Annotated in this window: 17 protein-coding genes, 2 rRNA genes and 1 other annotated feature; of the genes, 18 read left to right on the top strand and 1 reads right to left on the bottom strand. The window is 43.1% G+C overall.

Annotated features, from left to right (window positions below; translation table 11 throughout):
* Positions 1 to 13 precede the first annotated feature (13 nt).
* The 16 genes from CEQ75_RS18565 to rsmI all read left to right on the top strand — a co-directional run bounded on the left by CEQ75_RS18565 (position 14) and on the right by rsmI (position 16865).
* Positions 14 to 5636, top strand: a 23S ribosomal RNA gene (locus CEQ75_RS18565).
* A 206-nt stretch (positions 5637 to 5842) separates the two neighbouring features.
* Positions 5843 to 5959: ribosomal RNA gene (gene rrf / locus CEQ75_RS02450) — 5S ribosomal RNA — on the top strand.
* Between the two features lie 318 nt (positions 5960 to 6277).
* Complete coding sequence (locus CEQ75_RS02445) at positions 6278 to 6832, top strand: RNA polymerase sigma factor (RefSeq protein WP_157677283.1); 555 nt, start codon at positions 6278 to 6280, stop codon at positions 6830 to 6832.
* A gap of 2 nt (positions 6833 to 6834) precedes the next feature.
* The gene (locus tag CEQ75_RS02440) at positions 6835 to 7587 is read left to right on the top strand and encodes a DUF4367 domain-containing protein (protein WP_157677281.1); all 753 of its coding nucleotides are present in this window, start codon (positions 6835 to 6837) and stop codon (positions 7585 to 7587) included.
* 61 nt (positions 7588 to 7648) lie between these two features.
* Positions 7649 to 8110, top strand: coding sequence for a DUF6147 family protein (locus tag CEQ75_RS18240; RefSeq protein ID WP_157677279.1), 462 nt, complete (start codon positions 7649 to 7651; stop codon positions 8108 to 8110).
* Positions 8111 to 8790: 680 nt separating this feature from the next.
* Positions 8791 to 9372, top strand: coding sequence for a hypothetical protein (locus tag CEQ75_RS02430; protein ID WP_089608930.1), 582 nt, complete (start codon positions 8791 to 8793; stop codon positions 9370 to 9372).
* Positions 9373 to 9493: 121 nt separating this feature from the next.
* Positions 9494 to 9715, top strand: a complete 222-nt coding sequence (locus tag CEQ75_RS02425) for a hypothetical protein (RefSeq protein ID WP_089608929.1) — start codon at positions 9494 to 9496, stop codon at positions 9713 to 9715.
* Between the two features lie 181 nt (positions 9716 to 9896).
* Positions 9897 to 10757, top strand: a complete 861-nt coding sequence (locus tag CEQ75_RS02420; RefSeq protein ID WP_198306612.1) for a polysaccharide deacetylase family protein — start codon at positions 9897 to 9899, stop codon at positions 10755 to 10757.
* Between the two features lie 93 nt (positions 10758 to 10850).
* Complete coding sequence (locus CEQ75_RS19450; RefSeq protein WP_089608928.1) at positions 10851 to 11045, top strand: sigma factor G inhibitor Gin; 195 nt, start codon at positions 10851 to 10853, stop codon at positions 11043 to 11045.
* Positions 11046 to 11181: 136 nt separating this feature from the next.
* Complete coding sequence (locus tag CEQ75_RS02410; protein WP_198306611.1) at positions 11182 to 12645, top strand: aminotransferase class I/II-fold pyridoxal phosphate-dependent enzyme; 1464 nt, start codon at positions 11182 to 11184, stop codon at positions 12643 to 12645.
* Between the two features lie 23 nt (positions 12646 to 12668).
* On the top strand, positions 12669 to 13349 hold the full coding sequence (locus tag CEQ75_RS02405; RefSeq protein ID WP_089608926.1) for a dTMP kinase: 681 nt from the start codon (positions 12669 to 12671) through the stop codon (positions 13347 to 13349).
* 35 nt (positions 13350 to 13384) lie between these two features.
* Positions 13385 to 14254, top strand: a complete 870-nt coding sequence (locus tag CEQ75_RS02400; protein WP_089608925.1) for a DNA polymerase III subunit — start codon at positions 13385 to 13387, stop codon at positions 14252 to 14254.
* A 1-nt stretch (position 14255) separates the two neighbouring features.
* Complete coding sequence (locus CEQ75_RS02395; protein WP_089608924.1) at positions 14256 to 14969, top strand: PSP1 domain-containing protein; 714 nt, start codon at positions 14256 to 14258, stop codon at positions 14967 to 14969.
* Positions 14970 to 14974: 5 nt separating this feature from the next.
* On the top strand, positions 14975 to 15262 hold the full coding sequence (locus CEQ75_RS02390) for an initiation control protein YabA (RefSeq protein ID WP_198306610.1): 288 nt from the start codon (positions 14975 to 14977) through the stop codon (positions 15260 to 15262).
* Position 15263: 1 nt separating this feature from the next.
* Positions 15264 to 16022 carry a tRNA1(Val) (adenine(37)-N6)-methyltransferase gene (locus CEQ75_RS02385; RefSeq protein WP_089608922.1) on the top strand — a complete coding sequence of 253 codons (759 nt, stop codon included), beginning with the start codon at positions 15264 to 15266 and terminating at the stop codon, positions 16020 to 16022.
* A gap of 6 nt (positions 16023 to 16028) precedes the next feature.
* Positions 16029 to 16865, top strand: a complete 837-nt coding sequence (rsmI, locus tag CEQ75_RS02380; RefSeq protein ID WP_089608921.1) for a 16S rRNA (cytidine(1402)-2'-O)-methyltransferase — start codon at positions 16029 to 16031, stop codon at positions 16863 to 16865.
* Positions 16866 to 17010: 145 nt separating this feature from the next.
* Here rsmI and CEQ75_RS02375 read toward each other — a convergent pair whose 3' ends face one another.
* Positions 17011 to 17262 carry an AbrB/MazE/SpoVT family DNA-binding domain-containing protein gene (locus CEQ75_RS02375; protein WP_089608920.1) on the bottom strand — a complete coding sequence of 84 codons (252 nt, stop codon included), beginning with the start codon at positions 17260 to 17262 and terminating at the stop codon, positions 17011 to 17013.
* 393 nt (positions 17263 to 17655) lie between these two features.
* Positions 17656 to 17917: a binding site (T-box leader), on the top strand.
* A 63-nt stretch (positions 17918 to 17980) separates the two neighbouring features.
* On the opposite strand from CEQ75_RS02375, the gene metG reads away from it, so the two are divergent.
* Positions 17981 to 19942: a methionine--tRNA ligase gene (gene metG, locus CEQ75_RS02370; protein ID WP_089608919.1), complete on the top strand. Its 1962-nt coding sequence runs from the start codon at positions 17981 to 17983 to the stop codon at positions 19940 to 19942.
* Positions 19943 to 20746 carry a TatD family hydrolase gene (locus CEQ75_RS02365; protein ID WP_242965353.1) on the top strand — a complete coding sequence of 268 codons (804 nt, stop codon included), beginning with the start codon at positions 19943 to 19945 and terminating at the stop codon, positions 20744 to 20746. It begins immediately after the preceding gene.
* Positions 20747 to 20765: the final 19 nt, after the last annotated feature.

Below are 20765 nucleotides of genomic sequence, written 5' to 3'. Positions count from 1 at the left end.
CATTGCAAAGCAAGGTCAAGGTAAAAAGAGCGTACGGTGGATGCCTTGGCGCCAAGAGTCGAAGAAGGACGTGGTAAGCTGCGAAAAGCTTCGGTAAGCCGCAAGCAGGCGAAGAACCGGAGATGTCCGAATGGGGAAACCCGGCTGGAGTAGTATCCAGTCATCAAGCACTGAATAAATAGGTGTTTGAAGACAACCTGGGGAACTGAAACATCTAAGTACCCAGAGGAAGAGAAAGAAAACTCGATTCCCCGAGTAGCGGCGAGCGAAACGGGAAGAGCCTAAACCGGTTGCTTAGGCAACCGGGGTTGCGGGACTTTCATGAGAAGTATGGAAACCTAGCCGAAGAGGTCTGGAAAGACCCATCACAGAGGGTAACAATCCTGTAGGCGAAAGGCGGAAATGCTCGAAAGTATCCCAAGTACCGCGGGACACGAGAAACCCCGTGGGAATCAGGGGGGACCACCCCCCAAGGCTAAATACTCCTTGGCGACCGATAGTGAACCAGTACCGTGAGGGAAAGGTGAAAAGAACCCCGGGAGGGGAGTGAAAAAGAACCTGAAACCGTATGCTTACAAACTGTCAGAGCACTTTAAATGTGTGATGGCGTACCTTTTGTAGAATGGACCGGCGAGTTACGATAACGAGCGAGGTTAAGTCGAGAAGTGTATTTGTCAACTTAAAATTAGGCCATATAGTCATTTAATTTTCGGCCACTAAGAAAAAAAAATTTAGTCGTTTCATAAGCATATTTAGTTTTCAAAGAGCATTGTTTCACGATGAATGCTAACGCGCTATCGCTTGTTACATCCTGTATAAATGTTTATCAAAAACATGATAAACCTTTATACAGGGTTATTGTTTTTTTCTTCATGCCAGTTGCTGTTGTTGTAACCACTCCTTCGTTTCTTTCATGCGGTACGAGTTTCCATTCATGTTGACGATGTATGACTGATGCGTCAACCGGTCAATCATGGCCGCCGTCATCACGGGATCCTGAAAAATTTCACCCCATCGTTCGAAGGATAAGTTGGTTGTGATGATTGTCGATTTGCGACCAGCCCTCAGCGACAAATGGGTAAACAATAATTCAGATCCTTCCTTATCAAAAGATATATAACCCATTTCATCGGCAATAACCAAATCATATTTTTCAAAGCGGTTCTGGAAGGCTCGAAGAGTTTGCTCTGCTCGGCATTCTTTAATCCGGTTAATGAGGAGGGGAACAGTTGTAAACCATACTTTATATCCCTCCAGGCAGGCCTTTAAGCCTAGCCCAATACTCACATGCGTCTTGCCTGTTCCCGGGTTCCCCGCCAGAATAATGTTGCGCCCCTCCTGAATAAACTCTAATGTTTTCAGCTGCTTTAACTTCTTTTGGGCATCATCTGGCAAATCCGCGATGACCAAATCTTCAAGGTACTTTTTATGTGTAAATTCAGCCAGACGAATGCGATTATGCCGCGAGGCTTCCCGACGAGCATCACATTCCTTCTCCAGTAACTGCGCCAGAAATGCTTCATAACTGGCATCCTGCTGCGTTGACTCCCGAACTTGCTCATCCAAATGCTTACGAATCATAGGGAGTCTCAGTTCTTTGCTATATTCCAATATCGCTTCCTTAAACGCCTTGCGCGGCGCGTTACTCATGCAACGTCCTCCTTTGCTTTTGGTGTATGGGTATCAAACATGTCATCGTACATGCGAAGCTGCTGTGCTGACCGCTCTACAATCTCTTTTCCCGTTTTCGAGAGATTTGGTTGAACAACAGGCATCGCGTCACGATTCCTAGCACAAAGCACTTTAATTTTATCCGTAGTCACTTGAGCCGGATGAATTTTCTCCAGCTCCCGAATAGCTTGCTCGACTTCCGCAAATGGGACATCGTCTCGAATATATTGCAATAGCTGTATAAATTCCTTGTCTTGTTTGGTATAATATGTTTCGTATATTTCTTTTATCCTTTTAGGAGCCTGCTGCCATGCCGCACTACCGGCAAATGCACCAGGTTTTTTCCTTAGCGTATCCAAATAATGATTCAGATCAAGCCGCCACTCGTGGTTGCCGGTTAATCGCACATGCTCCGCTACCAAGGATTCCTGATGGAAGCATCGCACCCGGGTCGCATATGCTTTAATCATGATCGATTCACCTACCAAATGATCCGGTACTGAGTAACGATTCTGATCAACGATGATGGTGGAATATTTGTTCACCCGTCCATAAATCACGCGAGCTGCATCAAATGGTGGAAGGGTGGGCAGCAATGCGGGGCGCTCTTCTTCCAATCGTTCCTCCGCCGTCTGGCCGTTGTACTCATCATGGGACTTACGATTACGCTTAGTGCACACATCCTGCAAATATTGATTTGCCTCCTCCAGGGATTCAAATTCGTCCCGAAAAGCGAAGGCTTTTCGGCGAACGACCTCGACGCTTCGCTCCACATGACCTTTTTCGTTGCCCTTGCGAATATTGCAAAACCGATACTGAAAACCATAGTAGAGCGACAATTGAAGCAATCCTTGCGTCGGCTCCTTCTCCGTTCCAATAAACCTTTTCACCGCGACTTTCATGTTATCGTACACCATGGTACGATACACTTGGCCGATATGCTGGAAAAACAGGGCGTGTGCTTCCTGAAAACACTCTGTTGTTTGTTTGGTGAACAGATAAGCAAAGCGATAGTTCCCGTAAGCCGTTGTGAATACGGCCATCTGAAAAACTTGAAATTTTCCATTAATTTTTAGTTTAACCTCACCCCAATCAAATTCGCAAATGTCTCCAAGTTCATACAGAGCCTTAATAAACGCTTCCTTTGGTTTCCGTTCCAAGCTTCTAATGGTTCGAAGAACGGTACTGTAACTTAGTTGAGTACCCTCGGCTTCCAGTGCTTCAAAGATATCAATGGCTTTTTTTTGCTGCTTGTGCCGCCCCTGATTTCGCTTAGTTTCATTCTCGTCAAGATAGAACTGGATCCTGTTCACAACCTCGTCAGTCATTTTTCTTTTGGGTCGAATGCCCACAGTATACTTGGGGGCAGAAGTGAGGGTGTCGACTAGTGCCTGGATATCTGCCGACCCGCTCGACAATAATTGCTGTCTCCCTTCCTCATATTGTCCAATGTACTTTCCTACGGTGTCCCGATTGATCCCTGTTATTTTCGCAATTTCCCGGCGCGATTTCCCTTCATGAATATGCATCATTAAAATTTGTTGCTTGATGTTCATTGTGATCATCTCTCCCAGCCCCTACCTGTTGAATTTCCTCTCAAGTAGGTTAATCTATTGTGGCCGGTTTTTCAATGACTACGGTGGCCTACTATTAGATTACCATAGACAGAGAAGACGGAGCCGAAGCGAAAGCGAGTCTTAATAGGGCGGAAAGTTCGTTGTTGTAGACCCGAAACTTGGTGATCTACCCATGGTCAGGGTGAAGCTCAGGTAAGACTGAGTGGAGGCCCGAACCGACTTACGTTGAAAAGTGAGCGGATGAATTGTGGGTAGGGGTGAAATGCCAATCGAACCAAGAGATAGCTGGTTCTCCCCGAAATAGCTTTAGGGCTAGCCTCAAGAGATGATTTATGGCGGTAGAGCACTGTTCGAGCTAGGGGCCTAACCAGGTTACCGAACTCTCACAAACTGCGAATGCCATAAATTTATCTTGGGAGTCAGACTGTGGGGGATAAGCTTCATAGTCGAAAGGGAAACAGCCCAGATCGACAGCTAAGGTCCCAAAGTGTGTGCTAAGTGGAAAAGGATGTAGAGTTGCTAAAACAACCAGGATGTTGGCTTAGAAGCAGCCACCATTTAAAGAGTGCGTAATAGCTCACTGGTCGAGTGACCCTGCGCCGAAAATGTAACGGGGCTCAAGCACACCACCGAAGCTTCGGATTCAAGAAGCTTCTTGCTTCTTGAGTGGTAGGGGAGCGTACTGAACACGAAGAAGGTTTACCGGAAGGAGAGCTGGAGAGTTCAGTAGTGAGAATGCCGGTATGAGTAAGCGAAAAGGCAGGTGAGAATCCTGCCCGCCAAAAACCTAAGGGTTCCTGGGGAAGGCTCGTCCGCCCAGGGTAAGTCAGGACCTAAGTCGAGGCGAAAAGCGTAGATGATGGACAATCGGTAAAGATTCCGATACCACCTGGATCCGTTTGAAGGAAGGGGTGACACAGGAGGGTAGGTCAAGCGCACGGTTGGTAGAGTGCGTCCAAGCCTGTAGGGAGAAAGATAGGAAAAACCGTCTTTCAAAGATCCTGAGAGGTGATGGGGAGCGAAAATAAGTAGCGAACTGACTGATCCCACACTGTCAAGAAAAGCCTCTAACGAGGAGCCAGGTGCCTGTACCGAAAACCGACACAGGTAGGTGGGGTGAGAATCCTAAGGCGCGCGAGAGAACCCTTGTTAAGGAACTCGGCAAAATGACCCCGTAACTTCGGGAGAAGGGGTGCCTTTGTAATGTGAAGTTTATAACAGACTGAGCATGAAGAGGCCGCAGAGAAAAGGCCCAAGCGACTGTTTAGCAAAAACACAGGTGCCTGCAAAGTCGAAAGACGACGTATAGGTGCTGACGCCTGCCCGGTGCTGGAAGGTTAAGAGGAGAGGTCAGTCGAAAGACGAAGCTTTGAATTGAAGCCCCAGTAAACGGCGGCCGTAACTATAACGGTCCTAAGGTAGCGAAATTCCTTGTCGGGTAAGTTCCGACCCGCACGAAAGGCGTAACGATTTGGGCACTGTCTCAACAAGGGACTCGGCGAAATTGTAATACCGGTGAAGATACCGGTTACCTGCGACAGGACAGAAAGACCCCGTGGAGCTTTACTGCAGCCTGACATTGGATTTTGGTATATCACGTACAGGATAGGTGGGAGACTAAGAAGATGGGACGCCAGTCTCATTGGAGTCGCTGGTGGGATACCACTCTTGATGTGCTGAAATTCTAACTTCAAGCCGTAAGCCGGCTGAAGGACATTGTCAGGTGGGCAGTTTGACTGGGGCGGTCGCCTCCCAAAGAGTAACGGAGGCGCCCAAAGGTTCCCTCAGCGCGGATGGAAATCGCGCGAAGAGTGTAAAGGCAGAAGGGAGCTTGACTGCGAGAGAGACATTTCGAGCAGGGACGAAAGTCGGGCTTAGTGATCCGGCGGTACCGAGTGGAAGGGCCGTCGCTCAACGGATAAAAGCTACCCCGGGGATAACAGGCTTATCTCCCCCAAGAGTCCACATCGACGGGGAGGTTTGGCACCTCGATGTCGGCTCATCGCATCCTGGGGCTGTAGTAGGTCCCAAGGGTTGGGCTGTTCGCCCATTAAAGCGGTACGTGAGCTGGGTTCAGAACGTCGTGAGACAGTTCGGTCCCTATCCGTCGCAGGCGGAGGAAATTTGAGAGGCACTGTCCCTAGTACGAGAGGACCGGGATGGACAGACCACTGGTGTACCAGTTATCCTGCCAAGGGTACAGCTGGGTAGCTAAGTCTGGCAGGGATAAGCGCTGAAAGCATCTAAGCGCGAAGCCCCCCTTAAGATAAGATTTCCCACAGCGCAAGCTGATAAGACCCCAGAAAGACGAACTGGTAGATAGGCCGGGTGTGGAAGGGCAGTAATGTCCGGAGCTGACCGGTACTAATAGGTCGAGGACTTGACCTTAAAAAACAGTAAACAGTTGGACAGTAGACAGTGGATTGGAAAAGCCAATGTCTACAAAGACTGGAGACTGAATGAAACCTAAGCATAAAAGACTTCACTGTGTAGTTTTGAGAGAACAGTTGTAGATTGTTCCAGGTAGTTGATGGTTAGCTAATTATTTTCCTAACCACTAACCAACTAACAAACTAACCAACTGAATACTTTTTCCTGGTGATGATGGCGGAGAGGCCCCACCTGTATCCATTCCGAACACAGAAGTTAAGCTCTCCAGCGCCGATAGTACTTGGGACGCAGGTCCCTGGGAGGGTAGGTCGTTGCCAGGTTCTAATTTATAAAAGCACACTATTTGGTGTGCTTTTTGGCTATATCAGAAGGTATAAGTTTAGGGGACCAGGTAGGTTCCCTTTTTTGTTTTATTTAGCAAGGAATATAATGGCAGTTGCTTATTGAATAAACAAATGTGGTAAATAATCCAAAATCATGATAAACTTATATGTAAATTATGTAATAATGCCAAGGGATTGGAATATTTTATACCTTGAATACAAAAAAGCCAGAGAAGGTATGCTTAATACCATCATCATAAGAAAGCATAAACTGCTTTTGAGGATCTGAAGGCTATTCAAAAGAAGGTGATTAGTTTGATTAATAAGAAATATACGATTTCGACTGACTTACAGAAATACATATATGAAACTTATTTTAATCAGGTTTTTAAAATCGCATTATCTATTACTCAGGATATTTCATTAAGTGAGGAAATATGCCAAGAGACATTTATAACTTGTTTTCAAAAGTATTACCAGTTTAAGGATCCTCTAAAAATGGGTCCTTGGTTATCGACAATAACATTAAATATAGCTAGATCCATGTTAAAGAAAAAAAGCAAAATCATCCCGATGGCATTAGAAGAAATTGCTGAAAAAAATAATGTAGAATATAATACACCCGAAAGCATATATCAAACTTATGAATTACAAGAAGAATTATTATATGTAGTTGGGAAATTATCCATTGAGTTGCAAGAAGTAGTGATTTTAAAATATTACCATGATCTTGAAATAACAGAAATTGCTGAAATGATTGGGGTACCCGACGGCACCGTCAAATCCCGATTATTCCGTGCCCGAAAAAAATTAAAAGAAATAATTGATAAGAGTGAAACTTTATTAAGTTTAAAATTGAGGGAGGGATGAGAATGAATAAGGACATTAGAAATGATATAGAAATAGATAATTTTATCCAAGATAATTTAAAAGTAGCGATTAATAATCAACGGGTACCGGATGAAGCCAAAGATAGAATAATGCAGGAAATAGGTATAGAGTGCAAGACTATCCGACACGTTTTCGTGAAACGGTTTACGGCGTGTGCTGCTGCAGCTTTATTAATTTTTTTTCTGGCTTCAATATTATCCCCTAATATTGGAGCTGCTTTAAATATACGGTTATTTACAAGGGTGGAAACTTTTTTGGAAAATACAATATTTAATATTTCTGAGGTATATCGCCAAGATACAACTATTACGAATAACAAGATGAATCCGCCTCCAATAAATAAGGAGACAGAAATTCAAAAAACATTAGAAGATGCTAAAAGAAAACTGCCATTTAAGCCCTTTATGCCAGGATGGCTCCCGGAAGGAGTTACCCTAAAAGATGTTGAGGTTATTGGTGAAGAAGATATTGTAAAGATTATTTTAAAATATTCTGATAAACAGCTAATGATATCTGAAATGGGCTTATGTGATAATGTCTCTTTGGGAGTAAGTTTTGATATAGAGGATACTGTTGTTGAAAATACAATGGTTAGGGGGATAGAGGGCACTATTATAAAGCTTAAAAATGATATGGTAATACTAAAATGGGCTGATCAAGGGGTATTTTATAGTATAGAAGGTTACTTAACACCCGATGAAATAAAAAAAATTGCAAATAATCTTCAAAATTAGTGAACCTAACATGGGGGTTAATTATCTAATATATAGAAACTAATTTTGAAGGATGATGATCATGTTCAAAAAAACAATTGCTTTAGGAATTTCTGTATGTGTCTTTATGTTACTTTACACGAGCAATGTAATAGCTGCACAACCAAGAACAGTTCCCCCTCCACATCATGATTTTGTAGAAAATTCAATAGATTTAAGGTCACTGAGATTATTAGGTCTTGGAGATTGTTTAGTGATACAGAATGGTTCTGCAGCCAGTGTTGTTGTGAATGGAATTACTACCGCGTTGTTTTCAGTAGATGAATTATCAGTTAGACCATATTTGCAAAGATGGACCGGGTCCTCCTGGGTTGATGTTACATCAAGAACCTTTAAGCAAAATAATACAAGCCAAGTGGAAGGAATGTATTCTTATTCAGTTTCACGAGGATACTATTATAGAGTTAAATGTCACCATTCTGCCTCTGATAACGGCATCGACGAATCAATCTATTCATACTCAAATAATATTTTAATTGAATAAATTTACATTTTCTTCGAAATAATATACGATCTCCAGGAAGACGGAAAGGGGTGAGAGTATTCTATTTTGATCAGCTAATTGTTATGAACAGGTCACGTTTTTCTTTCGCATCTTTAATTTGTAATATAACCAGTTTATGGATGCGAAAGACCGGAAACATTATTTTCTTTCATGGAGGTAAGGGCCTTTTTTTAGAAGTATAACATAATAAACGACCTCCAGGAGGACAGAAAGGGGGGGAAAATTCTGTAATATTAGTTGTTTTGGCTAAATTAAGTGAATATACCGTTGCGGCGGAGCCGCGATTCCGGTGTGGCGGGAGCCACCTGTCCGGGATGAAAAGCCAACCAGCGTTTATGCCGCGAAAGCCTCTTGACAATGAGTTCCGGCATGTTAGGCTGATGCGCCAGGCATCAACCATGCTCGCATGGGGGATGCCTCTGATGCCTGAAAATATGCCGGTGGAGGCTCGTTGTCAAGAGGATCGTGGAATAAATGCGGCAACTGGTTTTCTTATTCCGGAATAGTGGCTCAGTCAAAAACAGAAAGGTGGCTCACTTTGACCGGACAGGTGGCTCAAAACAGTCCAGATTACTCAATTAAGATAAAAAGATTAATTAGGGAGGTAAATTTAAAATGTTAAGAATTATGTCTAAAAAAATTCAAATCTTGTATTAATTATGTTTTTAGTGAGTGTCTTATTTACCGTCGTTTTTGTTCCAAATGTCTTTGCATCTGAAGATCAAACATATGATGAAATTTTTGAGGCATATGGTTTGAAGACTGTATCTGAAATTCCGAATGGTGTTAATCCAATAGAAATTAAAAATGAAAAAGAACTGGTTTATTTTTTAGAATTAATTAACAAAAGTATAGACGACCATGCTAAGAAAGAAAAGAAACCGATTGTTATTGATTTATCAAAAAATATAAATTCAGATGCTTCGACATTTGCCACGAGAACTTATACAGTTGACTCTTACCAAATTGGGGTTCCTTTATATGGTAAAGTAGATTTAAAGGTAACAGTTACAGATGATGGCTACCGAGTTACGAGAGCTTTAGCATTCACAAATATAACAGGATTTACCTTGGGGTTTGACTGGGATGAGACGACTCGTGGCGCAGAAATTTATTCAAATGGTAGGGATGTTTACGCTTGGGCTGAAGGGGAATTAGAATACTATCTTTTAGTTAATGGGACAGTAAGATTATATTCAAAAACAATAAGTCTGGATGGTTATTTAATGATATTCCACTAAAATTAGTTTTAATACATTTTAACCGATTATAATGGATAAAGATTTAAAATACCTTCTCAGTTAAAATTGTGCTGGGAAGGTATTAATATTAAAAGCTAATCATAACAGGGAGGTTAAATAGGTGACAATTAACATTAGTGAATTACTATGGGCTTTAATAAATATATTCTTAATTGCTTTTATCGGGCTCCTAATATATAATATTTACAAAAATAGTAAAAAGAGAGATGAGAATCAGCGTCTGCAAAATGAAATAATCATTAAGCAATTAGATGAGGTTATTGAGGCAAACAAACAAATTATACAGATATTATCCGATAGAAAAAATAATTCTGCATCATAGCTGATTACTGATTAAAAACAACGGTAGTCCTTGATATCAATTTCATACGAGGTGATCTTAAGAGCTGTTGCATCGGCGGTTGAATAATCGCTGGGGTACAGCTTATTTTTCTTGCCTATTCATACATATTCCCTGCAAATCTGCATAAATATTAGTGATGAAGCGTGGGAGGGAGATTTCTATGATTGTAATCGATATGAGGGGAAAACGTAAATATAAATGGCTGGCAGGGACAATATTACTGGTGATGATGGCGGGCGTTGTTTTGGCGCCAGCACAATTAACGGGCAGGAATTATCTGGTAAGTATGGTTTCAAAAACTATTCGTTTATTGCCGATTTATAGTGTAGATGTGCCGGACAAAAGGATTGCCATAAGTTTTGATGCCACCTGGGGAATTGAGAATACGGAAAAACTATTGACGATCATGGAAGAGCACAAGATCAAGACCACCTTCTTTTTGGTAAATATTTGGCTGGAAAAATATCCTGATGTAGCACGCACAATTGCTTCTAAGGGTCATGAAATCGGGATGCACTCCGCTACCCATCCCCATTTTACTCAGCTTTCAGAAGCGCAGATGGAAAAAGAACTACAAGATAACTTTCAAATGATTTATGATGCCACAGAACAAAAGCCGGTACTTTTTCGGCCGCCCTATGGAGACTATAATAACAATGTGATCCGCACCGTAGATCGATTGGGTTTTAAGGCGATCCAATGGAGTGTGGATTCCTTGGACTGGAAGGATTTGTCCGCTAATGAAATTCAAAATCGAATTTTAACCAAAATCAAGCCGGGGGATATTATTTTATTTCATAATGCAGGAAAATACACGCCGGATGCATTAGATCCTATGTTAACAGCCTTGGAGAAGGATGGCTATCAGGTGGTTCCCATCTCGGAATTGCTGCTGACAGGGGATACCTATATTGATTATGCCGGGATACAAAGAAAAAATAAAAAAGTTTGCTTGCTCAGGGAATTTTGTGCAAGCTTTTTTCCTCAAAATTATGGTACAAGCTCAAAGATCATGCTTTAAGGGGAAAATAATTAGCTGCCAGACACAGGCGGGAGCAGTTTTAATAATATAGTTTATAAGGGTAGAATACACATAGAAAGGGAATGGCCGCTCATGATGAAAATAAGGTGTTTAGTTTGCAGCGAGATCGTGCCTCTGCATGCGAGAGGTATGATTATCCAGGGGAACTTTATTTGCCCATATTGTGAGGAGATGATTGCCACACTAAATCCGGAGGATATTTATTATCCTTATGTACAGAATTGTTTAAAAAAAATATGGATTGGAAGGGCAGAAATACGCAGTTAGCTGAGAAGAGTGTGGGATACTCTTCTCAGTGCTTTTAGGGATAAATTCTGATATAATCTAAGATAGATATTTTCGAAAAAAATGCATCTTGTATCGAGACGAAAATATGATTAAGATAACAGCAGGTTCAATGACTATGAAGCAAGTAAAGAAAATTAGCCAAAGGACAGCTCCTCTTTTGGAGGAACTGATAAAATATCAATGCAAGAAATTTCATCCCTTCCATGTCCCCGGTCATAAAGGGGGAAGAGGACTTCTTCCCCAATGGCAGGCGTATTTGGGACAAGGGGTTTTTTCTTTAGACCTGACAGAGATTGAGGGTTTGGATGATCTGCACCATCCTACAGGCCCTATAGAATCGGCGCAAAATTTAGCGGCTTCTTTGATGGGTGCCCAAAAAGCATATTTTTTGGTAAACGGGGTGACCGCGGGAATTCATGCAGCCATTATGGCCTTGTGCCGGCCGGGAGATACGATTATAATTCCGCGTCATGCTCATCGGAGTGTGTATGAAGGGGTGATGCTGGCGGGAGCTAAGCCGGTCTATCTTCAGCCTGAGATGGATGAAAATTGGGGTATGCCTTTGGGAGTGACACCGGAACAAGCAGCAGAAGCGATCAGGACTTATCCTCAGGGGAAAGCTTTGGTGATGGTGCACCCTACTTACCAGGGGTTGATATCAGATATAAATGGAATTGGTAGTATTGCCAAGGAGGCAGGTATTCCTTTAATTGCAGATGAAGCTCATGGGGCTCATTTCAAATTCTCTCCCTCTTTTCCCCCCGCAGCTTTGGAATGCGGAGCAGCAATTGCGGTGCAAGGATGGCATAAAACCATGGGCTCCTTCACCCAATCCGGTCTATTGTTGCTTCAGGATCAGAATCTCCCTCTGAAAAATTATTTGTCACTGCTCCAATCCACCAGCCCCTCTTATCTATTAATGGCTTCCCTTGATGCTCAACGGAAGCAGTGGGCGGAAAAGGGATCCCAGATGGCTGAGCAAATCTTAGACCTTTCCCGGTGGTTTCGCCGCAAAGTGGCACAGCTTAAAGGGATGGAATGCTTAGATGAGGAATCTTTGAATACATCCTGCTGTACAAGCTTTGACTCCAGTAAAATCCTGTTAAACAGCGCGGATTTAGGTTTAAACGGATATCAACTGGCAGAGGAATTAAGGAATACCTACCGTATTCAACCGGAAATGGCTTCTTTAAAGGGAGTACTTTTAATCGTGACTATAGGAGATGGCAAAGAAGAGATTGAGTATTTATGGGGAGCTTTACAAGACTTAGCAGCCCGTTTTCCCATAAGAAAGAGGAAAAGGACTTCTTCAAATTTCAGGTATCAAATGGGGAAAATGGTCCTTTTGCCGGGAGAGGCAATGCATGCCCCTAAAATGAGAATTCCCTTGTGGGAGGCGGCAGGCTATATCTCCGGTGAGTTCATTTGTCCTTATCCGCCGGGCATTCCGCTGGTAGTACCAGGGGAAATCATCACCCGAGAGGTTTTGGATCAGATAGATCAAATTAAGAGCTGGGGCGGCCATATTCAGGGGCCGGGGGATGCGTCGGGAAAAATCTTGGCGGTGTTGAAAGAATAGGATCAGGATGGGGAGATTGAGCGATGAAAGGTAAATTAATTATTATTGAGAGCGGTGCGGATAGCAGCGGGAAAGCGACTCAAACCCAATTGTTATTTCAAAGATTGGAGCAAGAGTCTTATCCGGTAAAAAAGGTAGAGTTCCCCAACTATCAAAGCCCTTCTTCTGCTTTAGTAAAAATGTATTTAAACGGTGATTTTGGCAAAAATCCTGGGGATGTGGATCCCTATATATCTTCTACCTTCTATACCGTGGATCGCTATGCTTCCTATAAAACAATCTGGGAGGATTTTTATACCCAGGGAGGCATTATCTTAGCGGATCGTTATGCCACCTCCAATATGGTGCACCAGGGGGCGAAGCTGGAAGGTAAAGACAAGGACCGCTATCTGGAATGGTTATGGAATTTTGAATTTAACATCTATAAGCTGCCGGTTCCGGATGGAGTGATCTTTCTGGATATGCCGACGGAATTTAGTAATCGCTTGATGGAAGAAAGAAAAAATAAATACACCGGCGGGGTAAAACAGGATATTCATGAGAGAAATAAATTATATCTGAAAAGCTCCTATGAGAATTCCCTTTATGTAGCGGCCAAATACGGTTGGAAGCAGGTTTCCTGTATACAGGGAAATCAATTGCGTTCCATTCCGGAGATTCACGAGGATGTTTATCGAGAGGTCAAAGATATTATTAATGGTTAGGAATTATCCTTATTTTAATTTAAGTTGGTGATGAAATGCTCCCTCAATTACAGCAAGCCGTTAAATCAAATCTAATGGTTCATGCTTATCTGTTTTTGGGACCACGAAAGATAACCCTGGCAAACGCTGTCGATCTGGCCAAGGCAGTCAATTGCCTCTCCCCTATTGAAGGGAGGGCATGCGGGGTCTGCCTAAGCTGCCGCAAGATTGAACATGACAATCATCCTGATGTCACGATCATAGAGCCCTTAGGAACCAGCTTTAAAATAGAGCAGGGACGGGAATTGCATAAATTAATCAGTTATCAGAATTACGAAGGGAAATATAAGGTGCTGATCTTGACCGGTGGTGATCTGATGACTCATTCTGCAGCGAACAGTATGTTAAAGATGTTGGAAGAACCCCCGGAAGGAACAATTTTTATTCTTCTGGCGGAAAACGGAGATGAGATTTTACCAACTGTACTTTCCCGCTGCCAGGTGATAAAATTTGGGGAAGAAGTCCTGGAGGATCCTTCGGTAGAAGGGGAAAAGCAGGATGAATATGTGAATCAAGTGGTTACCCTGGTTCAAAGTCTTCCACAAATGGATTATGCTCAGCTGCTGAAAATATCTGAGACGTGGGAAAAAAATAAAGAATATGTCCCGAGATTATTGGAGGGTTTGGTAACCTGGTTTCGGGATATTGGAGTGGCCAAGCTCATCGAGGAAAAGGGTATGGTGCACCATAAAGATTATTGGGATCTGTTGCTAACCAGCCCATTATCACCGGATCAGGCTTTCCGGGCGGCGCAAGAGGTGGCACAAAGTCAGCAGCTCCTAAGACAAAACGTCAACTTTAGATTGGCGATCGATGTGTTATTATTAAGAATACAAGTTTATTTTCAGTCAGAAGCGGAGGAATAAGATGGAAAAGGTTGTTGGAGTACGGTTTAAAAAAGCCGGAAAAATATATTATTTCAGTCCCGAAGAGTTGGATTTAACCGTCGGAGACGGGGTGGTAGTTGAAACAGCCCGGGGTATAGAGTATGGTCTCGTGGTGGTGGCACCCAAAATGGTACCGGAAGAAGAAGTGGTTTCTCCATTAAAAAGCGTTTTAAGAAAGGCAACTGAGGAGGACACCTGTGTCTATCAGGAAAATAAAGAAAAGGAAAAGGAAGCTTTTAAACTGTGTCAGCAGAAGATACAAGAACATGAACTGCCTATGAAGCTGGTAGATGTGGAATATACCTTTGATGTCAGTAAAATTATCTTCTATTTTACTGCTGAGGGCAGGGTGGATTTTCGCAATTTGGTGAAGGATTTGGCGGCAGTTTTTCGAACACGCATTGAGTTAAGGCAAATTGGGGTGCGGGATGAGGCGAAAATGTTGGGCGGTTTGGCGTCCTGCGGCCGCATTCTCTGCTGTCATTCCATATTGGGGGATTTTCAGCCTGTATCTATTCGTATGGCCAAGCAACAGCATTTATCATTGAATCCTACGAAAATTTCCGGCATTTGCGGAAGATTAATGTGCTGTTTGAAATATGAAAGCGATGATTATGAAAATAGAGAATGCGGACGGAAGAAATCCGGGGCCCCGGTGGCAGAAGATGGTGAATTTGAAACACATGAGGAGTGATGACGGTGGAGTTATCTCAAGCTCTTCGGGAAATGGAAGAAAAGGTACAAAAATTTATTGAGGAAATTCGAACCATACAGCGGCACGTTCATCATTTGGAAGAGCAGAATGAATTTTTGCGCGCCCAGCTCTATGCCAAAAAAGATCAAGGGGCAGGCTTTGAAAATCTGATTCGTTTATATGAGGAAGGATATCACGTTTGCCCTGCCCATTTTGCGCGGGCACGTACCGAGGATTGTCTTTTTTGCGTTAGTTTTTTAAATAAAGAAAACCAGTCTTCTGGAGAGATATAGGGTGGGTGTGGTGAGTCAGTCTGAGGAGCGCATAGATGACTTGTTGTGGCGCAATTTAAAAATAATTCAAAATCCCAATTGGTTTTGTTTTTCTTTGGATGCCGTCCTTTTAGCGGATTTCCTGCTTTTGAGACCGGGGGATCGGGTGGTAGATTTAGGGACCGGCACAGGAGTGATTCCATTGTTGTTAGCTGCCCGACTGCGTAATGCCAGCATTATCGGTCTGGAGCTGAAAGAGGAAGTAGCGCACATGGCCGAAAGGAGTGTGTCATTAAACAATCTTAACCAACAGATTACTATTAAAGTTGGCGACATTAAAGAGGCTTCAGCTCAATTGGGGAAAGGTTCATTTGACTTGGTGGTGAGCAATCCCCCTTATGCCCCTATGGGAACTGGAAAAATCAGTCTGTCCCCTGTTAAGGCGGCAGCCCGCACGGAGGTTTATTGTTCTCTGAAGGATGTGATCCGAGAAGGAGCCGCCCTTCTTAACTCTGAAGGTCGCTTTGCTCTGGTGCATCGACCTGCCAGGTTGGGGGAAATTATATCCCTGATGCGGGACTATCGTTTGGAGCCTAAACGCATGAGGTTCGTACACCCTATGCTGGGCAGAGAACCCAATATTTTAATGATTGAAGGCATTAAAAACGGAAAAAGAGATGTACATATTTTGCCGCCTCTTTTTATCTATCAAAAAACAGGTGTTTATTCAGAGGAAATGGCAGCAATTTTTCAAGGAAAAATATTAAAGGAAGAATGGTAATAGCTTATGGAACAAGGAATCTTGTACTTGGTGGGGACACCCATCGGCAATTTGGAGGACATTTCCTTAAGGGCCTTAAGAACCTTGAAAGAAGTAGACTTGATTGCGGCGGAAGATACTCGCCATACAAGAAAGCTGCTTAGTTTCTATGATATTCACACCCCTTTAACCAGTTATTTTGAACATAACAAAATGGTCAAAGGGGATTATCTGATTTCATTGTTATTACAAGGGAAATCTCTTGCCCTTGTTTCCGATGCGGGAATGCCGGGGATCTCCGATCCCGGTGAAGAAATTGTCCGGGATGCCATCTCCCGGGGGGTCACAGTATGCCCGATCCCGGGGCCCAGCGCTTCCTTATCCCTTTTAGTCGTTTCAGGACTCCCTACCGCTCAATTTGTCTTTGAAGGCTTTTTGCCCCGAGGTAAGCGGGAAAGGCAGGTACGGTTGGCCAGATTGAAGGAAGAAACCCGTACTATGATTTTTTATGAATCTCCTTATCGTATTATCGATACCTTAGAGACGCTAAAGGATTACCTGGGAGATGATCGTCAAGGGGCAGTGGGACGGGAACTTACCAAAAAATTTGAAGAGGTGATCCGGGGATCTTTAGGGGAAATCATCGGACACTTTAAAGAGCATTCCCCCAAGGGGGAATTTACTTTAATCCTGGCAGGAGGCGAGGAAAAAGTGCCCGAAAAGCCGGAAAGAGCAGAAATTAAGGAAGAATTAAACCGTTTGCTTGAAGAGGGCATGACAAAAAAAGAGGGGATTAAAGTACTGGCTCAAAAATACAAAATCCCCAAGAATGAGGTTTATACCATCAGTTTGGAGGAATCATAATAAAAAAGGACAGGCTTATGAGCCTGTCCTCATTCTTTCCATTAAAATGCATTTGCCTCATTAAATAACTTAAACAAGACACCGCATTAGACTTTAGCTGTAAAAAATTCCCTATCATGGTTATATCTTTAGAGAGGAAGTTTAATTATACAGCTTCAGCATTCATGGAAGCTGCACATTCGCGGCAAACGTTTTTACCTTTGAAATGTTGTATGTCTTCAGCACTCCCGCAGAAAATACAAGCAGGCTCATACTTTTTCAAGATTATTTTTTCGTTGTCAACATAGATTTCCAAAGCATCCTTTTCATCAATACCTAGGGTTCTTCTGAGTTCGATGGGCAAAACAACCCGACCCAGTTCGTCTACTTTTCTAACAATACCTGTGGATTTAATCATTTCAAAACACCTCTCCTTTTATAACAAATTTCGACATTATTCGCCTCGCCTAAATAATACCAAGCATTCCAGCTAAAGTCAACCTTTTTTTGATATTTTTGTCTCCAGTCAGGTAATTATTTTTTAGGAGGGATTTTATGGTTCCTGAGGATAATTCAATTATAACAAAAATTACCAAGATATCAACCTAAATATTCGTTTTTATGACAAATTTTATAATATCTATAATTAAGTCCCATAATATGTTGGCTTTATCCGATAGATAACGCCTACTGATACTAAGAAATCTTTTTATGTTTTATATAGATACAGGAAAAGGTACCTTGAGAAAAGTTGTTTGGGGAAACTTGACAAAATTTTAAATGATCAATATAATTAGCTAAAAGTCATATGAAAGCTGCAATGATGGGGAAGAGTAGCAGGTAAAGCCATTCACAGAGAGCGGGATCAGGTGTAAGCCCGTAATGACTTTTTTACGAAGATGGCCCCGGAGCGGGTTAAGTGAAAGGAGAAGCCCTTAAGTGGCCTCTTATTAGCTTAAAACCGGGTTAAATACCCGTTATCAAAGCATACAGGTATAAATTTTACCTGGTGAGGTCTGTATTGCGAAATACAGACGAATTAGGGTGGTACCACGATTACCTTCGTCCCTTGCAATGGGTGAAGGTTTTTTTATTTTGCTATCTGAAATAATAAGACGAATGATTGGAGGTTTATTATGACCAAGAAAAGCTTTTATCTGACGACACCTATTTATTATCCCAGCGGTAATTTACATATTGGACACGCTTATACCACCGTAGCAGCAGATGCATTGGCTCGTTATAAAAGGATGCAGGGTTATGAGGTGCGCTTTTTGACAGGCACGGATGAACACGGGCAAAAGATAGAACGTAAAGCCAAGGAGGCAGGAAAGGCACCCTTGGAGTTTGTCGATACGATTGTAGCGGGCATTAGAAATTTATGGGACAAGTTACTCATCTCTCATGACGATTTTATTAGAACTACTGAGGAAAGACATAAAAAGGTCGTGCAGGAGATCTTCAAAAGAATATATGATCAAGGGGATATTTATAAGTCGGAGTACGAGGGATGGTATTGCACCCCTTGTGAAACCTTTTTTACCCAGCGTCAGCTGGCAGAAAATCAGACCTGTCCTGATTGCGGTCGTCCTGTGGAACTGGTCAAAGAAGAGAGCTACTTCTTTAAGATGAGCAAATATGCCGATCAGTTGCTACAATATATTGAAGAGCATCCGGATTTTATTCAGCCGGTCACCCGAAAACATGAGATGGTCAATTTTGTTAAGCAAGGTCTGGAAGATTTATGTGTTTCCCGAACAACTTTTTCCTGGGGGATTCCAGTACCTATTGACGGGAAGCATGTGATTTATGTATGGTTTGATGCTTTAACCAACTATATTTCTGCTTTAGGCTATGGCATGGAGGATGATTCCTTATTCCGGAAGTTCTGGCCGGCGGATGTTCATTTAGTAGGTAAGGACATTATGCGTTTCCATACCATTATTTGGCCAATTATTCTAATGGCGGCCGGAATTGAGCTGCCCAAAAAGGTCTTTGGCCATGGCTGGGTGCTCCTGGACAGCGGCAAAATGTCCAAATCAAAAGGAAATGTAATTGATCCCTTGGTGCTGATTGACAAGTACGGTGTGGATGCCGTCCGTTATTTCTTATTAAGGGAAGTACCCTTTGGTCAGGATGGCTATTACTCTGAGGAGGCATTGGTGAATCGTATTAACATCGATTTGGCCAATGATTTTGGTAATCTCATCAGCCGTTCCACGGCAATGGTGAACAAATTTTTAGGGGGGACAGTAGCTGCTCCCGGAGCAGGAACTGAATTTGATCAGGAACTGATTGATTTGGCCCAAGCAACCCCGGCCCAAGTGGAAAAACTCATGGATAAGCTGGAATTTAGCAATGCATTGGCAGAAATTTGGAAATTGGTCAATAAAGCCAATAAGTATATCGATGATGCGGCCCCCTGGAGTTTGAACAAAGATCCCCAAGGAAGAGAAAAGTTAGAAACGGTCCTTTACAATCTGGCCGAAGTCATTCGTTTATGCACCGTGATGTGCACGCCGATGATGCCTTCTCTCCCGGAAAAAGTATGGGTTCAAATGGGTATAGAGGGACAGGAAGAAATTATGGGCTGGGACAGCTTGCTTTGGGGCAAATTCCCTGCCGGTACCAAGATTCATCGGGGAGATCCTATTTTCCCCCGCATTGACCTTAAAGAACTGGAAAAGGACTCTGAGGCTTTAGAGGTCTCTGAAGCCTCTGTACCGGAAGAGTCGGCACAGGCAGAAGAAAAAGAGGAAGCTATTGAAGAAATCATGCCGGAAATCACCATTGAGGATTTTGCCAAGATTGATCTGCGAGTGGCGGAAGTATTATCCTGTGAGAAGGTGAAAAAAGCGGATAAACTCCTCCAACTTAGCGTAAAGGTAGGAGATGAGGTGCGCACAGTTGTGTCCGGGATTGCAGAACATTATCAGCCGGAGGAATTGGTAGGGAAAAAGGTGATTGTGGTAGCCAATCTGAAACCGGCAAAACTCCGGGGCATAGAATCCCGGGGGATGATTTTGGCTGCCTCCCACGATGGCAAATTAGAAGTGGTTACAATAGATGAAATCACACCCGGCGGGACGGTAAGGTAGGTGAATACAGTCGTGCTCTTTGATACCCATGCTCATTTAAATGATCCGGCATTTGCCGGAGATCTGGAGGCAGTGATTGAGCAGGCGGGCGAAGCGGGGGTTAAAAGAATCGCTACGGTAGGCTACGATCTGCCCTCCTCTGTGCAGGCTATCAAGCTTGCTAAAAGGTTTAAGGGGATTTATGCGGTAATTGGGTTGCATCCCCATGATGCCACCGCCCTTGATGAGGATTCCTTATATCAACTTGAAGTTTATGCCCGGGAACCGGAAGTAGTGGCTATTGGGGAAATCGGTCTCGATTATTATCGGGATCATTCCCCCCGGGATGTACAGCAGGAAGCTTTTCGCAAACAGATTCGCTTGGCGAAAAAATTGGGAAAGCCAATTGTGATTCATGATCGGGAAGCCCATGGTGACACTATGCAGATCATCAAAGAAGAAAAGGGCGGAATCAATGGGGGAATATTCCATTGTTTTTCCGGCAGTTGGGAGATGGCTCGGCAGTGTATCACTTTAGGGTTTCATATTTCTATGGCCGGACCGGTAACCTTTAAGAATGCCAATAAATTGTTGGAAGTGGCCAAGATGGTACCTCTGGACCGACTGCTGGTGGAAACAGACTGTCCTTACCTGACACCTCACCCTTATCGGGGCAAAAGAAATGAACCGGCTAGGGTGCGTCTGGTAGCAGAGAGAATTGCCGAGCTACGGGGAATATCTCTGGAAAAGCTGGCGGAAGCAACGACGAAAAATGCCATGGAGGTATATCAGATTGCCCCGGAGCTTAGTTTATGTCATGACTAAAGGTCTGGTATTCTTGCGT

Origin of the sequence: Dehalobacterium formicoaceticum (genome assembly GCF_002224645.1) — a bacterium.
GTDB classification, from domain to species: domain Bacteria; phylum Bacillota; class Dehalobacteriia; order Dehalobacteriales; family Dehalobacteriaceae; genus Dehalobacterium; species Dehalobacterium formicoaceticum.
Note: the sequence above shows the minus strand (reverse complement) of the source record. Positions and strands in the feature narration are given on the sequence as shown.